Origin of the sequence: Actinokineospora sp. UTMC 2448 (genome assembly GCF_024760565.1) — a bacterium.
GTDB lineage: Bacteria > Actinomycetota > Actinomycetes > Mycobacteriales > Pseudonocardiaceae > Actinokineospora > Actinokineospora fastidiosa.
This window is the reverse complement of sequence record NZ_CP031087.1, coordinates 1,234,448-1,250,113: the sequence shown is the minus strand read 5'-3', so window position 1 is coordinate 1,250,113 and position 15,666 is coordinate 1,234,448. Positions and strand designations below refer to the sequence as shown.

Here is a 15,666-nt window from a genome sequence, read left to right as displayed (position 1 = left end):
AAACGAGTGATCACCATTCCCACACAACCCACCCCCGGTGCGGAATCGGCCCAACGGCTGGCGCCGGCTCAGCCAGGGGGACGAGCAAGGTCGCACGCACAGGCGCCCCAGCCCCACCGCCCTCCGCCCCAGCCAACCCGCCGCTTTCGGGAGTAGCCGCGGAACCGGCGGATCCATCAGCAACCGAAACAGCTGCCGACCCACCAACACCCCAGACGCCCACCGAACCGGCCGAGCCATCGGCGACCGACCCCGCCGACCCACCACTACCCCAGGCATCCGCAGAACCCGGCGAACCACCGGCAACCGCACCCGCCAACCCACCACTACCCCAGGGACTCACTGAACCGGGCGAACCACCGGCAACCCCACCTACCCCCGACTCGCGACCAACCCGGCCACCCACCGAACCTGCCGAATCGTCAGCAATCAGGCCACCCGCAGGCCCGACCGAGCCATCCGCCGGTGCACCCATCGAGTCCGCCGAGCCGTCGCCCCCGATACTGCCAACCGGCTCGCCCGGACCGGCCGCAGCGCTGCCGACCCCGGCACCCGCCGGAACACCATCCCCTGCACCGGCAACCCGCCCACCTGCCGAACGTTCAGCCCCAAAACCGCCCCCGGCGCCAGCCGACCCATCAGCGCCAGCACCGCCGACCGGATCGTCGGCTTCAGCGTCCCCGGTGCCCGCGGGACCGACCGTGCCATCGCCAGCAGCACTCGCCGATCCAGCCCAGCCATCGGCCACGGCGACCCTGCCCCCAGGTCCAGCCGAACCACGGTCCACAGCAACGCTCACCCGCGCACTCGCTGACTCAGCCGAACCAACGGTCCCATCACCGCCGACCTCGGCAACCGCCGCATCACCACCCACACTCACCCTGGCGTGCGCCGGATCAGCCGAGCCGTTGGCGACGGCGACGCGGAGGCGGCCGTTGACCAAGGCTGCGTGCGGGATCAGGTGCGGACCCCCTGTCACCAACGGGATATCCGGGACCAACGCGGCGATCGCGGCGTGCAGGCGGGCCTGGCGTTCGTCGGAGCGCGGCAGGTCCTCGGGGGACGTCGCGGCCAGGACGATCGCCCGGCCGCCATGGCCGGTGGTCGTCACCACCATCCCATCGCCCCAGTACGACCCGTCCGGTGTGCGGATTGTGGTCAACGCCCGACCGCCAGGGCCAACGGTCAGGCGGGCCAGCGCGGGCTGTTGGTTCACCGACTCGCCATCCTCGACCGCGTACAGCGCCGACTCCCGGTCTGCGATCTCGTGCACCACGACCCCGAGATCCGCGCCCCGCTCGGTCAGGATCGACGCGGCCACACCGTCGAGGAGGAGGCCGCCCGCGAGGAGGCGGGGCAGGTCGGCGTCGGGGATCGCCCGGGCGAGTTGGCCGAAGACGGCGGTGAGCGGCGCGTAACCCGCCCGGATCGGGACGCCGTACCCCAGCAGATACCTGGCCGCGCGGGTCGGGTCGACGGCGAGGGAGTCCAGGTCGCCCGTGCCGTGGACGTGCAGCGCCGTGTCGTCGTACCACGGGATCCCGACGCCCAGTGTCTCCACAGTGGACGACGCGAAGTCCAGTGCTGGCCGCGAAGCGCTCAGCATCGCGCCGACGGCGGGGAAGCGGTCAGGCGAGCCCGCGGTGAACGGGACGACGTCCAGCAGCAGCCCGTCCGCCCCGGACAGCGCGCACGCCACCATCTCCGACCACGTCTGCGTGTCCGACTTCGCCCACGACGTGAACGGGTAGTTCTCCACCTCCGGCGCGACCTCCACCCCCGCGGGCCGCAGCGGACGCTGCAACTCCAACATCGCCACCGACCACGCCAGCTCACTGCCGACCGCGTCGGTGTACGGCGCATAGTGCGGACGGTGGACCGCCCCCGGCCCCAGCGCCGCGAGCAGCCGCCGCCACTCCCGCCCCTCCACCGACGCCACCCCGAGCGTCGAACTCATCAGGCCGAGCGCGGCCCGCCCCGCGACCGCCGCCCGGACCGCCTCGACGGCCTCCAGCTGGGCCTCGAACCACGTGCGTGCCAGCAGCGCCCGCCACGGGTGCGGCGGGCCGGTGATCGCGGCGACCAGCTCAGCGCGCGTCACCGGCTCCCCGGCCAGTTCGGCGAACCGCGCCAGCATCTCCGGCTCGAAGCCGCCACCCCAGGTCAGCGGCGCGTGGTTGTGGTAGCGGAAGTCGTCTTCCAGCCAGAGGACGCGCAGGCCGAGCCCGGCGAAGCGGCCGTAGTGCGCGGCCAACCACGCCCGCCAGCGCGGGCACGCGAACGACGCCTGCGCCGTCGCCACCTCCCCGTACGGGGACACCATCGGCGCGAACCCGAGCCGCGACACCCGGCCTCGGTCGGCGTGCCCGACGGTCACCCAGGGGTTGAGGCTGACCTGGAGTCCGGCGGCGCGCAGCACCGGGGCCGCGGTGGCGACGGTGTCGAACCAGACGTCCTCGTCGGCCTGCGCGGTCCAGACCTCTTCGCCGCCGGTGATCAGCACGACCTCGCCGATCCCGTGGTCACCGCAGAAATCCGCCACCCGCGCCGCCGTGTCGGCGACGTCCGGACCGGGCAGCACCTGGAACCGCAGGGCGTAGTACACCGCCACCTCCTTGTTCAAAGGTGCACATTAATCACCATTTTCGCTCAGCAACAGTCATCTGCTGCGTGAAGCCTCAACCTGATCACGGGCGGCGCTGGGACTTGGCGTGCTGGGAGAACCGGCTTAGCGTTGCACCATGGAGTTGGAGCTGCGCCACTTCAAAATCATCTGCGCCGTGGCCGAGGCAGGCAGCATCACCAAGGCCGCGTCGACGCTGGGGCTCGCCCAACCCGCGCTGACCGCCCAGCTCCACCGGATCGAGCGCGCGCTCGGCGGCCCGCTGTTCGAACGCGACCGTCGCGGCGCGCGGCCCACCCCGCTGGGCGAACTGGTGCTGGCCAGGGCCAAGCTGCTGCTGCCCGCGGTGTCCGGCCTGCGCGAGGAGGCCGCCCGCTTCGCCAACAACGCCGCGCTGCCCGGCGACACCCCGGCCCGGCTGCGGCTGGGCTCGGCCACCGGCCCGGTGCTCGGCGGGCTGGTGCACCAGCTCAACGCCGTGCACCCGGAGCTGGAGGTGACCACGCACGTGTCGTGGTCGTCGGAGGAGCTGGCGGGCATGCTCGCCGACGGCCGCGTCGACTACGCCCTGGTCGGCGTGTGCGGCGACGCCCCGCCGCCCGCCCAGCCGGGGCTGATCTGGCGGACCCTGGCCACCGACCCGGTGTTCGTGCTGCTGTCCACCGACCACCCGGAGGCGGGCAAGGCCGAGGTCGAGCTGTCCGCGCTCGCGGGCGAGCAGTGGGGCGCGACGCCCGGCGACGGCTGCTTCGCCGAATGCTTCGCCGCGGCCTGCGCGCGGGCGGGCTTCACACCGAGGACCCTGTACGAGACCGACGTGGTGACCTGCATCGACATGGTCGAGGCCGGGGACGCCGTCGTGCTGTGCCAGCCGATGTTCCGGGAGATGCCCGGCGTCGTGCCCGTGCCGATCGCGGGCAACCCGCTGCGCTGGCGCAACCTGGTCGGCTGGCATCCCGACAGCGCCACCGCGTCCTTCGCCGACCAGCTGGTCAAACTCGCGGGCGCGGCATACCAGGACGTGATCGCGCGCAGGCCGAGGTACTCCCGGTTCCTGGAGCGCTACCCCATGTACGGGGTCGAGGGAGACCGCGCGGCGCTATGACCAAGTGCTATTACCACTGACCGATTTCTCCCGATTACCGTCTCCTGCACCTGCCTACCCGGGTGGCAGCCATCCGTTTGCACTCGCCCTGCGTTCAGAGGAGAAACGGCATGGCCAGGAAAGTCACAGCCGTGCTCGGCGCCGCCATCATGGCGGCGGGCACGTTCGTGGCCTTAGCGCCCACCGTATCCGCAGCCCCTGTCGACACCATGCACACCGCGCTCCAGCGCGACCTCGGCCTGACCTCGGCCGAGGCCACCGTCCGGCTCGCCGACGAGGCCACCGCCTCGCGGGCCGACCGCACGATCCGCAAGCGTCTCGGCCACCGCTTCGGCGGCAGCTGGTACGACGCCGCCACCGGCTCCCTCGTCGTCGGCGCCACCGACCCGGCATCGGCGCGGACGGCACGCGCCGCTGGCGCCGAGGTCCGGATGGTCACCCGCAGCGAGGCCACGCTGGACAAGCTGAAGGCCAGGCTCGACGCCAACCGCGCCGCCGTCCCGGCGTCGGTGATCGGCTGGCACGTCGACGTCACCACCAACTCCATCGTCGTCTCCGTCCGCCCGAACGCGCTGGCCGACGCCCACCGGTTCGCCAGGGCCAGCGGCGTCCCGATGCAGGCCGTGCGCGTCCAGGCGTCCACGGAGGCCCCGCGCCCGCTGATCGACGTGGTCGGCGGCAACGCGTACTACATCGGCAGCGGGACCCGCTGCTCGATCGGCTTCTCGGTCAACGGCGGCTTCATCACCGCGGGCCACTGTGGACGGCGGGGAGCGACGACCAGCCAGCCCAGCGGCACGTTCTCCGGGTCCAGCTTCCCGGGCGACGACATGGCCTACGTGGCGGTGTCCTCGGGCAACACGATGATCGCCGCGGTCAACAACTACAACGGCGGCCGCGTGGCCGTCGCGGGCTCCCAGGACGCCCCGGTCGGCTCGTCGATCTGCCGCTCCGGCTCGACCACGGGGTGGCACTGCGGCACCATCCAGGCCCGCAACTCGACCGTCAACTACCCCGAGGGATCGGTGTACGGGCTGATCCGCACGACGGTGTGCGCCGAGCCTGGCGACTCCGGCGGCTCGGCGATCTCGGGCAACCAGGCCCAGGGCGTCACCTCCGGCGGCTCCGGCAACTGCCGCACCGGCGGGACGACGTACTTCCAGCCGGTGAACGAGATCCTGCAGACCTACGGCCGCACCCTCCTCACCTCCGGCGGCGGCGGGAACCCGCCCGACCCGGCGGACTGCGACGGCGCGAGCGCCACCTACACCGGCTCGCTGTCCAGCGGCGGCCAGCAGGCCCAGCCCAACGGCAGCTACTACTACTCGTCGTCCTCCGGCGGCCACCTCGGCTGCCTGACCGGCCCCTCCGGCACCGACTTCGACCTGTACCTGCAGAAGTGGAACGGCTCGACCTGGCAGACGGTCGCAAGCGGCACCACTCCGGCGGCATCGGAACGGGTCACGTACACCGGAACAGCGGGCTACTACCGCTGGATCGTCCACGCGTACAGCGGCTCCGGCAGCTACTCCCTGGCCACAGGCCGCCCGTGAGGTGAGACGAGGGCGCCCGCACCCCACGCGGGCGCCCTCGCTCGCTTGATCACACCGACAGCGACTGCCCGCACGGTGAACCCAGCGGCTCCCACCCGCTCCTCACCCCGCACACCGGCCAGCGAACGCACTCCCGACACCGAACCCAGTCCCGCCCGGACCGACAGCGGCCCAACCCCACCAGCCCTCCAACCCACACCCCGCACCGAACCAACTCGCACCGGACCAACGGCGACCCAACACCCACTGACGCACCCCGCCCCGCACAACCAGCCCACCCACGCCCAACACCGCGCCAACTCCCGCCCGAACCGACAGCGACCCACCACCCACCGACGCACCCCGCCCCGCACAACCAGCCCACCCACGCCCAACACCGCGCCAACCCCCGCCCGAACCGACAGCGACCCAACACACCCACCAGCGCACACCACCCCGCAACAACCAGCCAATCCACGCTCAGCACCGCGCCAAGTCCCATCCGGACCGACAGCGGCCTAACACACCATCGGTGCCCCCGCCCCGCATTCAGCCAGCCGCCCACGCTCAGCGCCGAGTCAACTCGCACCCGAACCGACAGCGGTTCAGCACCAGCCCCCGCACACCAGCCGGGCGCCCTCACGTCCGATACCGGGCCACCAACTCTCCACCGATCCGCGCCAGTTCCGTCTGGACCGACGGTGGGTCCACCACCTCCACCAGCCCGCCCCACCCCGCCAACTGGCGGGCGATGTCGAGTGGGGTTGGGGCGCCGACCCGGACGAGGTCGCCGTCGACGTGGCAGTGGCGTCCGAAGTGGTCGCGGAGGATGGGGATGTACCGGGCCTCGATCCGCAGGGTCGCCCATGTCCGGGAGCGGCGGTCCTCCACCTCGCCCACCACCTGGTCCCACGCCTCCGTCAGGTCGAAGTCGGCGGGGCGGTTCGCGGGCTCGTCGGTGGGCTCGGCGGCGACGACGCGGTCCAAGCGGAATGTGCGTCTGCCGCGCGGTGTGCCGGCGATGAGGTACCAGACCTCGTCCTTGTCCACCAAGCCCCACGGGTCCACCAGGCGAACCGTCTCCTCGCGCGCCCGGTTGACGTAGGTCAGCCGGACCTTCCTGCGGCGGACCACGGCCGCCTGGAGCAGGTCGACCAGCTCCGGGCGGTCCCTCGGCCGGTCTCCCCAGCGGGTCGGGTCGGTCATGGTCGCGGTGGCGGCGGCCTCGGCGTCGGCGCGGAACGGGGTGGGCAGGGCCCGGACCAGCTTGCGCAGGGCGGCCTTCGCCTCCGGAGAGACCGCGGCGGCCGGGCCGACGAGCAGGAACAGCGCCTGCGCCTCGGTCGCCGACAGCCCCGTGAGGTCCGTGCGCGCCCCGCCGACCAGCGACCAGCCGCCGCCCCGGCCCGGCTGCGGGTACACCGGGACGCCCGCCGCCGACAACGCCTCCAGATCACGCCGAGCCGTGGCGACGGACACCTCCAGCTCCTCGGCCAGCTCGGCGGCGGTGACGCGGCCGCGGGCCTGCATGAGCAGCAGGGCGGCGACGAGACGGTCGGCGCGCATCGGTTCTCCAAAGTGCTCAGTTGGTGAGCACTTTAGGCGCGATGCTGGTCCCATGCTTCGAGGACTCACCACCGTCAACTACTTCGCCGACGACGTCAGCGCCGCCGCCGACTGGTACGCCACCGTGCTCGGCGTCGAGCCGTACTTCTCCCGCGACGTGGACGGCTCGCCCGCCTACATCGAGTTCCGCATCGGCGACTACCAGCACGAACTCGGCATCCTCTCGCGCCGGTTCGCCTCCCCGCCGCCGGGCGGGGCGATGATCTACTGGGCCGTCGACGACGTCCACGCCGCCTTCGAGCGGCTGCTGTCGCTGGGCGCCACCCAGCACCTGCCCCCGACCGAGCACGGCCCCGGTTTCGTCACCGCGTCGGTGACGGACCCGTTCGGGAACGTCCTCGGCGTCATGTTCAACAAGCACTACCTGGAGGTGCTGGGCGCGTGAACGTCACCGAATGGCGCACCTGGCTGGCCGAGCACGGCGAGTCGGAAACCGAGGTGTGGCTGGACATCCACCCCGACCTCCCGTACGCGGTGGCCGTCGAGCACGCCCTGTGCTTCGGCTGGATCGACAGCCAGGCCGCGGGCTCCCGCCTCCGCTTCACCCCCCGCAACCCCGGCAGCGGCTGGAGCAGGCTCAACCGCGACCGCGCCGAGCGCATGACCGCCGCAGGCCTGATGACCCCGCGCGGCCAGGTCCTCATCGACACGGCCAAGGCGACCGGCATGTGGGAGGTCGGCGAGATCGTCCCCGACGACCTGCGCGCACTCCTCGACCGCAACACCACCGCCCGCGCCAACTTCGACCGCTTCCCCCCGTCGTCCAAGCGCCTGATCCTGGAATGGATCGCCACCGCCAAACGCCCCGAGACCCGCAGGCGCAGACTGATTCAGACGGTCGACCTGGCCGAGGAGAACATCCGCGCCAACCACCCGAGGTCCCGATCGACCGCAACCCGATAACCGCCACGGCGGGCCGCAGACGCAGAGGGCATGTCGCCCGGACCCGCACGACTTCCAGAGCCGCGAGGACTAACCGGCCACCCGGATACGGTCGCGCCCCTGCTGCTTCGCCTCGTACAACGCCGCGTCCGCAGCCCTCAACAACGCGTCCAAATCCGTCGCCGGCCCTGACCCCGCGGCGATCCCGATGGAGGTCGTGCGGCCGCCGATGGTGACCGGTCTGCCGCGCTTGTCGGTCGCCGGGACGTGCAGGTCGGCGATGCCGCGCCGCACGCGTTCGGCAACGGACATGGCGGCGGCGGCGTCGGTGTCGGGCAGCAGGAGCACGAACTCCTCGCCGCCGAAGCGGCCCACCAGGTCGCCGTGGCGGGTCGTCTCGCGCAGGACCGCGCCGACCGCGCGCAGCACAGCGTCCCCGGCCGGGTGGCCCCAGGTGTCGTTGACCTGCTTGAAGTGGTCGAGGTCGATCACCGCGACGGCGAGCGGGCCGGAGAGCCTGCGGGCCCGGTCGACCTCGCGGCCCGCCTCCTCGTGCCAGCCGAGGCTGTTGAGCAGCTGGGTCTTGTGGTCGGTCCGGGCGTCGCCCCGGGCGGTCTCGATCTGCAGCGCGCCCCAGTCCAGGGCGGCCAGCAGGGGAACGAGGATCAGCGGGGCCAGCCACGCGTGCGCGGTGGCCAGGGCCGCGATGACGGCCAGGCACACCATCACCGCGCCGCCCAGGTTGTCGCGCCTGCTGCCCGCGATCGCCTCCCACGTCGCGTGCGCGCTCGACAGCGCGATCACCCCCGCGATGGCGAAGGCGTTCACCAGGAAGTACGCCACCCCGGCGCCCGCGAGGAACAGCCCGTCGCCGACGCCGATCGCGTTGTCCACGGAGACGCCCGCCAGTCGCATCACCGCCATGGACGCCAGCGCGGCCAGCAGGATCCCCGCTGTGCCGAAGGTGTACCGGTAGAGCGGGCGGCGGGCCACCGGGTACAGCTGCACGCGCAGCAGGATCAGCGCGGCCACCGCCATCCACGCGGGCAGCAGGACCATGCCCGGCAGGATCCACACGACGCTGGTGTCCATGTGCGGTCCGCCCGCCGCCTGGTCGCGGCGGGTCTCCTCGGTGCGCCGCGACAGCCAGCGGTGCGCGGCGCCCGCCGCGACCAGCACGGCGAAGCGGTACCAGTCCAGCGTGACCGGCGGGGCGTCGGTGAGCATCGCCCACGCCGCCGTCGCCACGGTGATCGCCTCGAAAGCGAGCACGTACGCGCGTGCCGACGGCGGCAGGTCCGTCAAGCTGGGCTTACGCGGGTCGGCCACACTGGATCCGGCTGGAGGTGAGCCCGATGAGCCGCGACTGGTGACCCCGACGGAGGTCGGGTCGTTGTCCTGTCCAGACGTGTCCTGAGCAACCGGTGAGGAAGGAGACTCCGATGAGCCGCGACTGGTGAGACCCACTTCGGTCCCGTTCCCCATCCCACCTCCCTGGTCGCGTGATAGGACGCGGGAGCCGTGACCGGGTTCCGCTCCGGTGAGACCGCGCCGCGTCCGGCGACCGCGTCGCCCGTGCGGAGCGTAGCCCTCTCGGCACGCGCCGTTCAGACGATGCTCGCGTGCATGATCGCCTACGGCAAGGTGGGCGGACTCACGCGGGTACCCACTCGCGCAGGGGCGGCGGCTGACGGCGCTCCAGCCCGTAGGGCTCCAGCGCGCCGCCGAGCACCTCGGCGAAGGCCCGCTCGACCGAGGCGAGATCCCATTCGTCGCGCTGCAGCACCGGCGCCTTGAAGTACGGGTGGCCCACCAGGTGCAACTGCGTGCCGGTGCAGCGCACCACCTGGCCGGTGATCCCGGCCGCGCGGTCGGAGAGCAGGAACCGCACCAGCGGCGCGATGCGGTCCGGCGTCTCGGTCGGCTTCGACAGCTCAGCGCGCCGCGGCGAGTCCCACACCATCCTGGTGTACGCCTTGGGGCACAGCGCGTTGACGCGGATGCCCTCGTCCTCGAGGTCCAGCGCCCACGACCAGGTCAGCGACGCCACCGCGCCCTTGCTCGCCGCGTACACGCCCAGCCCGCGCTGGCCCATCAGCGCCCCGGACGAGACGTTGACGATCGAGCCGCCACCGGTCTCGCGCATCCGCCGGACCGCGGCCAGCCCGACGTTGATCACGCCGAGCACGTTGACCTCGACGAGTTCCCGCGCCCGCGCCGGGTCGTCGTCCCACGGCTTGGCCGTGTAGTTCAGGCCCGCGTTGTTCACCAGCCCGTGCAGGACGCCGAACTCGCGCACCGCGGTGTCGACGATGCGCTCGGCCTCCTCCGGGTCGGCGACCGAGGCCACGCACGGCACCGCCGCGCCGCCCGCGGTCCGGATCCGGCCCGCCACCTCGGCGACCACGTCGGCGTCGACGTCGTTGACCACGACCCCCGCGCCGGAGGCGGCCAGGTACTCGGCGAACGCCGCGCCCAGGCCGCGACCGGCGCCGGTCACCACGATCGCCTTGCCGTCCATCGTGCTGTCCATGTGACTCCTCCCCAACCAACCGGCCCCGACTGAAATCCACCGGCTGCGAGCCAGTGTCCGGGGCGGGAAGGGGTCGTGGCCTGTCCAGACGGCGAACGGGCGAATCCGGCGGTGAAGCCGGTGAATCGGTTCGGCTGGGCTGAACTACCGGGCTGAACTGCCCGCCCCCACCGTGTCCCGCCGCCGGGCGACGACCTCGTACGCCGACGGGTCCACGCGCCGGGTCTGCAGCCAGTAACGCCAGGTGAAGCCGGGCCAGATGGTCCGGTTGACGCCCTGGGAGTCCAGGTACCAGCTGGTGCAGCCGCCCTGCGTCCACACGCCGTCGGCGAGCTTGCGCTGGATCTCGGCGTTGAACCGCTCCTGCGCGCCGCGGCGGACCTCGATGGAGTCGCCGCCGTGCCGCTCGACCATGCGCATCGCGTCGGCCACGTAGCGGATCTGGGACTCGATCATGAAGACCACCGAGTTGTGGCCGAGGCCGGTGTTCGGGCCGAGCAGGAAGAACAGGTTGGGGAAGCCGTTGACGGTGATCCCCTTGTAGGTGTTGATCCCGTGCTCGCGCCAGGTCTTGGCCAGGTCCCGCCCGTCGCGGCCGGTGATGTCGAGGTAGTCGAAGGCGTCGGTGACGTGGAAGCCGGTGCCGTAGATGATCGTGTCGACCTCGATCTCGCGGCCGTCCTTGGTCACGATCGAGTTGGCCCGCACCTCGGCGACCCCGGAGGTGTCGAGGTCGACGTTGGGGCGGTTGAACGTCGGGTAGTAGTCGTTGGAGATGAGCACGCGCTTGCAGCCCAGCACGTAGTCCGGGGTGAGCTTGCGGACCATCTCCGGGTCCTTCACCGAGCGCTTGATGTTCCAGGCCGCGAGCTTGGAGGCGGCCTTGAGCAGGCCGAGGTTGCCGTTGAAGCCGACGGCGCGGACCTCGTTGAGCCAGTACAGGAACGCCCGGTACGCGCGCTGCGTGCCGGGGATGGTGGCGAACGCCTTCTGCGTCCACGCGGGCATAGCGTGGTCGGGCTTGGGCATGACCCAGGGAGCGGTCCGCTGGAACAGCGTCACGTGCTCGACCTGCTTGGCGATCCGCGGGACGAACTGGATCGCGCTGGCCCCGGTGCCGATGACGGCGACGCGCCTGCCGGTCAGGTCGTGGTCGTGGTCCCAGTCGGCGGAGTGGAACGCCTTGCCCTGGAAGTTCTCGATCCCGGGCAGCTCGGGCACCGACGGGATGTGCAATGCGCCGACGCCCGCGACGACGTACTGGGCGACGTAGGTGTCGCCGGTCTTGGTGGCCACGTGCCAGCGCGCCTCGTCGGCGTCCCACCGGGCGCCCGCGACCTCGCAGTGGAAGCGGGTGTGGCGGCGCAGGCCCCACTTGTCGGCGACCTCGCGCATGTACGCCCAGATCTCCGGCTGCGGGGCGAAGGAGCGCGACCAGTCGGACTTCTGCTCGAAGGAGAAGGAGTACATGTGCGACTGGATGTCGCAGGCGCAGCCGGGGTAGGTGTTGTCCCGCCAGGTGCCGCCGAAGTCGGCAGCCTTCTCCAGCACGACGAAGTCGTCGCGGCCCTCGCGGCGGAGCTGGATCGCCATGCCCATGCCGGAGAACCCGGTCCCGACGACCACCACACCGGTGTGGATGACCTTGCCCATGCGCCGATCCTCCCTCGCTGACTGTTACTCGCGGTCCAGCTTACTGGGAGTAGGTTACTTCGGGTAGAGTCAATCTCGTGACCACCACCGACCAGCCCCGCAAGCGCATGCCGCGCGCCGAGCGCGAGCGGCAGATGATGGCGGTCGCCGAGGAGATCTTCAGCGAGCGCGGCTACCTGGCGACCTCGGTCGACGAGATCGCCGAGCGGTGCGGGGTGTCCAAGCCGATGATCTACGAGTACTTCGGCTCCAAGGAGGGCCTGCTCGTCGCCTGCATCCGGGCAGCGCGCGAGGAGCTGGCGCAGGCCACGACCGCGGCGGTGGTCGGCGCGACCACGCCCGAGGAGGCGCTGCGCCGCGGCGTCGGGGCCTTCTTCGCCTTCGCCGACTCCCACCGCAGGGCCTGGTCGCTCATGCTCAGCGGCGACACCGCGGCCGCCGGCCCGGTCGCCGCCGCCGAGATCGAGGCCGGGCGGCAGGAGCAGGCCGCGATCGACGTGGCGCTGTTCCGCGCGTTCGTGCCCGACGCGCCGCAGACGATGCTGGAGGCCGCCGCGCAGGTGGTCGTGGGCGCGTGCGAGCGGCTGTCGCTGTGGTACGTCGCCCAGGACGAGGTGGGCGCCGAGGAGGCCGCCGACTACCTGATGACGTCCCTTTGGCACGGTTTGCGTGGCCTGATCGAGCGCGCTCACCCGGCTGAGTGAGGCCCGGAACCGATTCCGGGCGAGGAAGTTGCGCAGTTCAGCGGGCGCGCTTGTAGCCGATTGGGTTAAGTGCGTCTTAGGACGCGAGATTCGAGGTGCGCGATGTTCGAGCCCATCCTGGCCAACTACACCCCCGACGGCGACGATTGGACCGTCGAGGTCACCGCGGCGGGCGAGTCCCGGACCGCCACCGCCCCCGGCCTCATCGCCGCGCGGGACGCGGCCGACCAGCTGGTCGAGGAACTGGTCCCCGGTGACGACGTCCGGACCGTGGTCCACACGCTGGAGGGCGACGCCTACCAGTTCACCTCGGCCTACCTGGCCGCGCGGCTGGGCAGGCCGGATGCCGATCCGGAGCCCGCGACGGGCCCGAAGCCCGCCGACCCCGCCCCGCGCCCGCGCGCCGCCGCGCCCGTCCGGGAGGCGGCGACCGGCTCCTAGCGGAACAGCCCGCGGACCACCAGCAGCCCGACCACCACACCGACCCCGATGAGCGCGTAACGGACCTTGGGGTCGTCGAGCGTGGACCGGGCGCTGGCCTTGGCGTTGTCCACCAGCCGCTTCGGGCTGGCCTTCTCGCCCAGCCGGTCAAGGGTGACCGCGAGCGCGTCGCGCGCCTGCTCGATCTCGCGCTGGATGGTCTCGGGATCGCGGGCCACGTTTCCTCCTCGCCGGGGTACCGGTGACCCCGGATGGACACACGGTAGATCACCCGGTGCCGTCTCTTCCGCATGGGCCAGGCAAGTAGGCTGTCCGGGCTACCACTCGGGGCCGTAGCCCAATTGGCAGAGGCACACGGTTTAGGTCCGTGCCAGTGAGAGTTCGAGTCTCTCCGGCCCCACAACTCCGCCAGCGTGAGAACCCGACCGGCTCGGGCGTGGCCCGCCCCTCACCGTGAGGCGCGTCCGTCGTGGAGCGATAGGGTCCGCCGTGCTCGACGTTCGGCGATCCAAGGCCGTCTGTTATCGGGTCGCCCGCAGCACCGGGGGCTCGGTGCGGGAGTTCCGACTGACCGACGATGTCACGCCCAGCTTCCACCAGGGCGTGATCACCTTCGATGACAGGTCGGTCGCCGTGGTCGGCGACCGCCGCCAGCCACTCGTCGCGGTCGCCGAGCCCCGGGCGATCACGTTCACGGCCGTGGCTAGGACCGCTCGTCTTCATCGACCTGCCTGAACTGGTGTCCGCCCTCGGCGAAGAGCCAGCGATGGATGACGCTCTCCGACCCGCCTCACGAGGCGAACCGCCGCCGCTTCGGCGCCACGAACCACTCAGCGGCCCGGCGGGCGAGGTCATCGATCGAGGACTCCCCCGCCGGGTGGACCAGGGAGTCGGGGGCGGACAACTCGATCAGGGCGTCCTCGGCCCGCATCCCGTCGTCCCAGTTGAGGCAGGCCGGGCTCCATCCGCCGCGTATGCCGCGCTCGTCGAAGTCCAGGCGCAGGGTGTCCCGGATGGAGTCGCCCTCGACGATGTCCAGGGAGACCAGGAGCCAGGGCGTGCCGTCGTCGTCGGCGTGCAGCCAGTAGTCAAGGCCCGGCACCAGCGCGGCCAACGCCGTCATGAAGGCCAGTTCGGCGGCCGTCGGGTCGCCGCCGCGCTGGCCGCCCCAGTCGAGTTCGTCAGCCGTCACCGGCTCGCCCTAGGTCGCCGGACCAGGAGCAGGACGGCCGCGATCAGGAGTAGCAGCAGGGGTGAGGGGCCGGAGAGGACGGCGCCGACGGTCGTCCACGCCGCGAGGCCCCACGCGATGAACCCTGGGGGTGTGATGCCCCGGACGCCCATCCACAGGACGATCGCGCCGACCAGGAGGAGCGGCAGGCCGAAGCTGTAGAACGTGTACCAGAACGCGCCCGTGGTGGGGGTCATCGCGACGGGGTCGGTGTTCGGGGTGGCCCACAGTGCCCAGTCGAGCCAGCTCGCGGCGTGGTGCGGGGCCGTCTGCACCAAGGCGCCCACCGAGTGCCCCAGACCGCACAGCGCGATCAGCCCACCGGCCCACTTCACCATCGCGGAACTCCCCCTGTTATACGGTTACGTATAACCCCAGCATATACGCACCCGTACAACACCGGAGGGCACATGGGAGCGCTGCGGACGCCGCGGGAGAAGTGGGTCGAGGCGGGGTTGCGGGCGCTGGCCGCTGGCGGGGTGGACGCCGTGCGCGTGGAGGCGCTGGCCAAGGCGCTCGGGGTGACCAAGGGCGGGTTCTACGGCTACTTCGCCGACCGCGGCGAACTGCTGACCGAGATGCTGGACACCTGGGAGCGCGAGAGCGTCGACGACGTCATCGCCCGCGTCGAGCGGGAGAGCGACGACCCGATGGACCGGGTCCGCCTCGCCGGGCGGCTCACCTTCTCCGGCGACCGCCTGCTCCCCATCGACCTCGCCGTCCGCGACTGGGCGCGCCGCGACCACCAGGTCGCCGAACGCCTGCGCCGGGTGGACAACCGGCGCATGGGGCTCCTCCGCGACGCGATCAGCGCCTTCTGCGCCGACCCGGAGGAGGTGGAGGCCCGCAGCCTGCTCGCGTTCTGCATGGCGATCGGCAGCCACTTCCTCGCCGCCGACCACCCCGCCCACACCCGCGACCAGGTCAAGGCCCGCGCCGCCGCACTCCTCCTCAGCCCGGACCGCTGACCTCGGACCGCAGCGTCGCCTCGGTCGGCTTCTCGATCGTGCGCGACCCGTACACCTCCGGGTGGCCGAGGTCGACGATGCTCACCCGCACGCGGTCCGCGGTCGCCTCCTGGATGACGCACGCGTACCACTCGCCGTCGGCGTCGCGGAACCACCAGCGGTCGGCCAGGCACGCCAGTCCGCGCCGCTCGACGGTCTCCCACGCCTCGTGGAAGTCGGCGTCCGGGCCCAGCGGATGGCCGAACACGGTGCGCGGGGACCAGGTGTCCTCGCCTGCCTGCCGGACGTAGCCGAGCAGGGCGTTGTCGGAGTCGCGGATGACCTCGTGGCCGTGGCTCATGGCCGATCACGGTCGCCCACCCCCGGTC

Annotated in this window: 17 protein-coding genes and 1 tRNA gene; 9 read left to right on the top strand and 9 right to left on the bottom strand. The window is 71.9% G+C overall.

Going from position 1 to position 15,666, the window contains the following annotated elements; all coding sequences use genetic code 11:
- Positions 1–10 precede the first annotated feature (10 nt).
- The gene (locus Actkin_RS05940; RefSeq protein WP_258906280.1) at positions 11–2,503 is read right to left on the bottom strand and encodes a hypothetical protein; all 2,493 of its coding nucleotides are present in this window, start codon (positions 2,501–2,503) and stop codon (positions 11–13) included.
- Between the two features lie 238 nt (positions 2,504–2,741).
- Here Actkin_RS05940 and Actkin_RS05935 point away from each other — a divergent pair, with 238 nt between their 5' ends.
- Together Actkin_RS05935 and Actkin_RS05930 are read left to right on the top strand one after the other, a co-directional pair.
- Positions 2,742–3,728, top strand: a complete 987-nt coding sequence (locus tag Actkin_RS05935) for a LysR family transcriptional regulator (protein ID WP_189212280.1) — start codon at positions 2,742–2,744, stop codon at positions 3,726–3,728.
- Between the two features lie 110 nt (positions 3,729–3,838).
- Positions 3,839–5,281, top strand: coding sequence for a S1 family peptidase (locus Actkin_RS05930; protein WP_309569112.1), 1,443 nt, complete (start codon positions 3,839–3,841; stop codon positions 5,279–5,281).
- A gap of 618 nt (positions 5,282–5,899) precedes the next feature.
- Here the strand turns inward: Actkin_RS05930 and Actkin_RS05925 are convergent.
- Complete coding sequence (locus Actkin_RS05925; RefSeq protein ID WP_258906279.1) at positions 5,900–6,826, bottom strand: helix-turn-helix transcriptional regulator; 927 nt, start codon at positions 6,824–6,826, stop codon at positions 5,900–5,902.
- 52 nt (positions 6,827–6,878) lie between these two features.
- On the opposite strand from Actkin_RS05925, the gene Actkin_RS05920 reads away from it, so the two are divergent.
- Together Actkin_RS05920 and Actkin_RS05915 are read left to right on the top strand one after the other, a co-directional pair.
- Positions 6,879–7,271: a VOC family protein gene (locus tag Actkin_RS05920; protein WP_189212283.1), complete on the top strand. Its 393-nt coding sequence runs from the start codon at positions 6,879–6,881 to the stop codon at positions 7,269–7,271.
- Positions 7,268–7,789, top strand: a complete 522-nt coding sequence (locus Actkin_RS05915) for a YdeI/OmpD-associated family protein (protein ID WP_258906278.1) — start codon at positions 7,268–7,270, stop codon at positions 7,787–7,789. The genes Actkin_RS05920 and Actkin_RS05915 overlap by 4 nt, the downstream gene beginning before the upstream one ends.
- A gap of 69 nt (positions 7,790–7,858) precedes the next feature.
- Here Actkin_RS05915 and Actkin_RS05910 read toward each other — a convergent pair whose 3' ends face one another.
- From Actkin_RS05910 to Actkin_RS05900, 3 genes are all read right to left on the bottom strand, one after another.
- Positions 7,859–9,097 (bottom strand): GGDEF domain-containing protein, encoded by a 1,239-nt coding sequence (locus Actkin_RS05910; protein WP_194510807.1) that lies wholly within the window; start codon positions 9,095–9,097, stop codon positions 7,859–7,861.
- Between the two features lie 325 nt (positions 9,098–9,422).
- Entirely contained in the window at positions 9,423–10,301 is an 879-nt protein-coding gene (locus Actkin_RS05905) for an SDR family NAD(P)-dependent oxidoreductase (protein ID WP_189212285.1), read from the bottom strand.
- 144 nt (positions 10,302–10,445) lie between these two features.
- A complete protein-coding gene (locus Actkin_RS05900) occupies positions 10,446–11,954 on the bottom strand; it encodes a flavin-containing monooxygenase (protein WP_258906276.1) in 1,509 nt (502 codons plus the stop codon).
- A gap of 77 nt (positions 11,955–12,031) precedes the next feature.
- On the opposite strand from Actkin_RS05900, the gene Actkin_RS05895 reads away from it, so the two are divergent.
- Together Actkin_RS05895 and Actkin_RS05890 are read left to right on the top strand one after the other, a co-directional pair.
- Positions 12,032–12,658, top strand: coding sequence for a TetR/AcrR family transcriptional regulator (locus Actkin_RS05895; protein WP_308425913.1), 627 nt, complete (start codon positions 12,032–12,034; stop codon positions 12,656–12,658).
- A 102-nt stretch (positions 12,659–12,760) separates the two neighbouring features.
- Positions 12,761–13,099, top strand: a complete 339-nt coding sequence (locus Actkin_RS05890; protein ID WP_258906274.1) for a lipocalin/fatty acid-binding family protein — start codon at positions 12,761–12,763, stop codon at positions 13,097–13,099.
- Here the strand turns inward: Actkin_RS05890 and Actkin_RS05885 are convergent.
- The gene (locus Actkin_RS05885) at positions 13,096–13,317 is read right to left on the bottom strand and encodes a DUF3618 domain-containing protein (RefSeq protein ID WP_189212288.1); all 222 of its coding nucleotides are present in this window, start codon (positions 13,315–13,317) and stop codon (positions 13,096–13,098) included. The two genes, Actkin_RS05890 and Actkin_RS05885, sit on opposite strands and share 4 nt — an antisense overlap.
- A gap of 108 nt (positions 13,318–13,425) precedes the next feature.
- On the opposite strand from Actkin_RS05885, the gene Actkin_RS05880 reads away from it, so the two are divergent.
- Positions 13,426–13,499: transfer RNA gene (locus Actkin_RS05880), tRNA-Leu, on the top strand.
- 89 nt (positions 13,500–13,588) lie between these two features.
- Positions 13,589–13,834 (top strand): hypothetical protein, encoded by a 246-nt coding sequence (locus Actkin_RS05875; protein WP_258906272.1) that lies wholly within the window; start codon positions 13,589–13,591, stop codon positions 13,832–13,834.
- Between the two features lie 55 nt (positions 13,835–13,889).
- Here the strand turns inward: Actkin_RS05875 and Actkin_RS05870 are convergent, their stop codons facing one another.
- Both Actkin_RS05870 and Actkin_RS05865 read right to left on the bottom strand, forming a co-directional pair.
- On the bottom strand, positions 13,890–14,291 hold the full coding sequence (locus Actkin_RS05870) for a hypothetical protein (protein ID WP_258906270.1): 402 nt from the start codon (positions 14,289–14,291) through the stop codon (positions 13,890–13,892).
- Positions 14,288–14,668 (bottom strand): DUF6463 family protein, encoded by a 381-nt coding sequence (locus Actkin_RS05865; RefSeq protein ID WP_258906269.1) that lies wholly within the window; start codon positions 14,666–14,668, stop codon positions 14,288–14,290. Before Actkin_RS05865 ends, Actkin_RS05870 begins: the two co-directional genes overlap by 4 nt.
- 72 nt (positions 14,669–14,740) lie before the next feature.
- On the opposite strand from Actkin_RS05865, the gene Actkin_RS05860 reads away from it, so the two are divergent.
- A complete protein-coding gene (locus tag Actkin_RS05860) occupies positions 14,741–15,298 on the top strand; it encodes a TetR/AcrR family transcriptional regulator (RefSeq protein ID WP_189212291.1) in 558 nt (185 codons plus the stop codon).
- Here the strand turns inward: Actkin_RS05860 and Actkin_RS05855 are convergent.
- On the bottom strand, positions 15,282–15,638 hold the full coding sequence (locus Actkin_RS05855) for a hypothetical protein (protein WP_258906268.1): 357 nt from the start codon (positions 15,636–15,638) through the stop codon (positions 15,282–15,284). The two genes, Actkin_RS05860 and Actkin_RS05855, sit on opposite strands and share 17 nt — an antisense overlap.
- Positions 15,639–15,666: the final 28 nt, after the last annotated feature.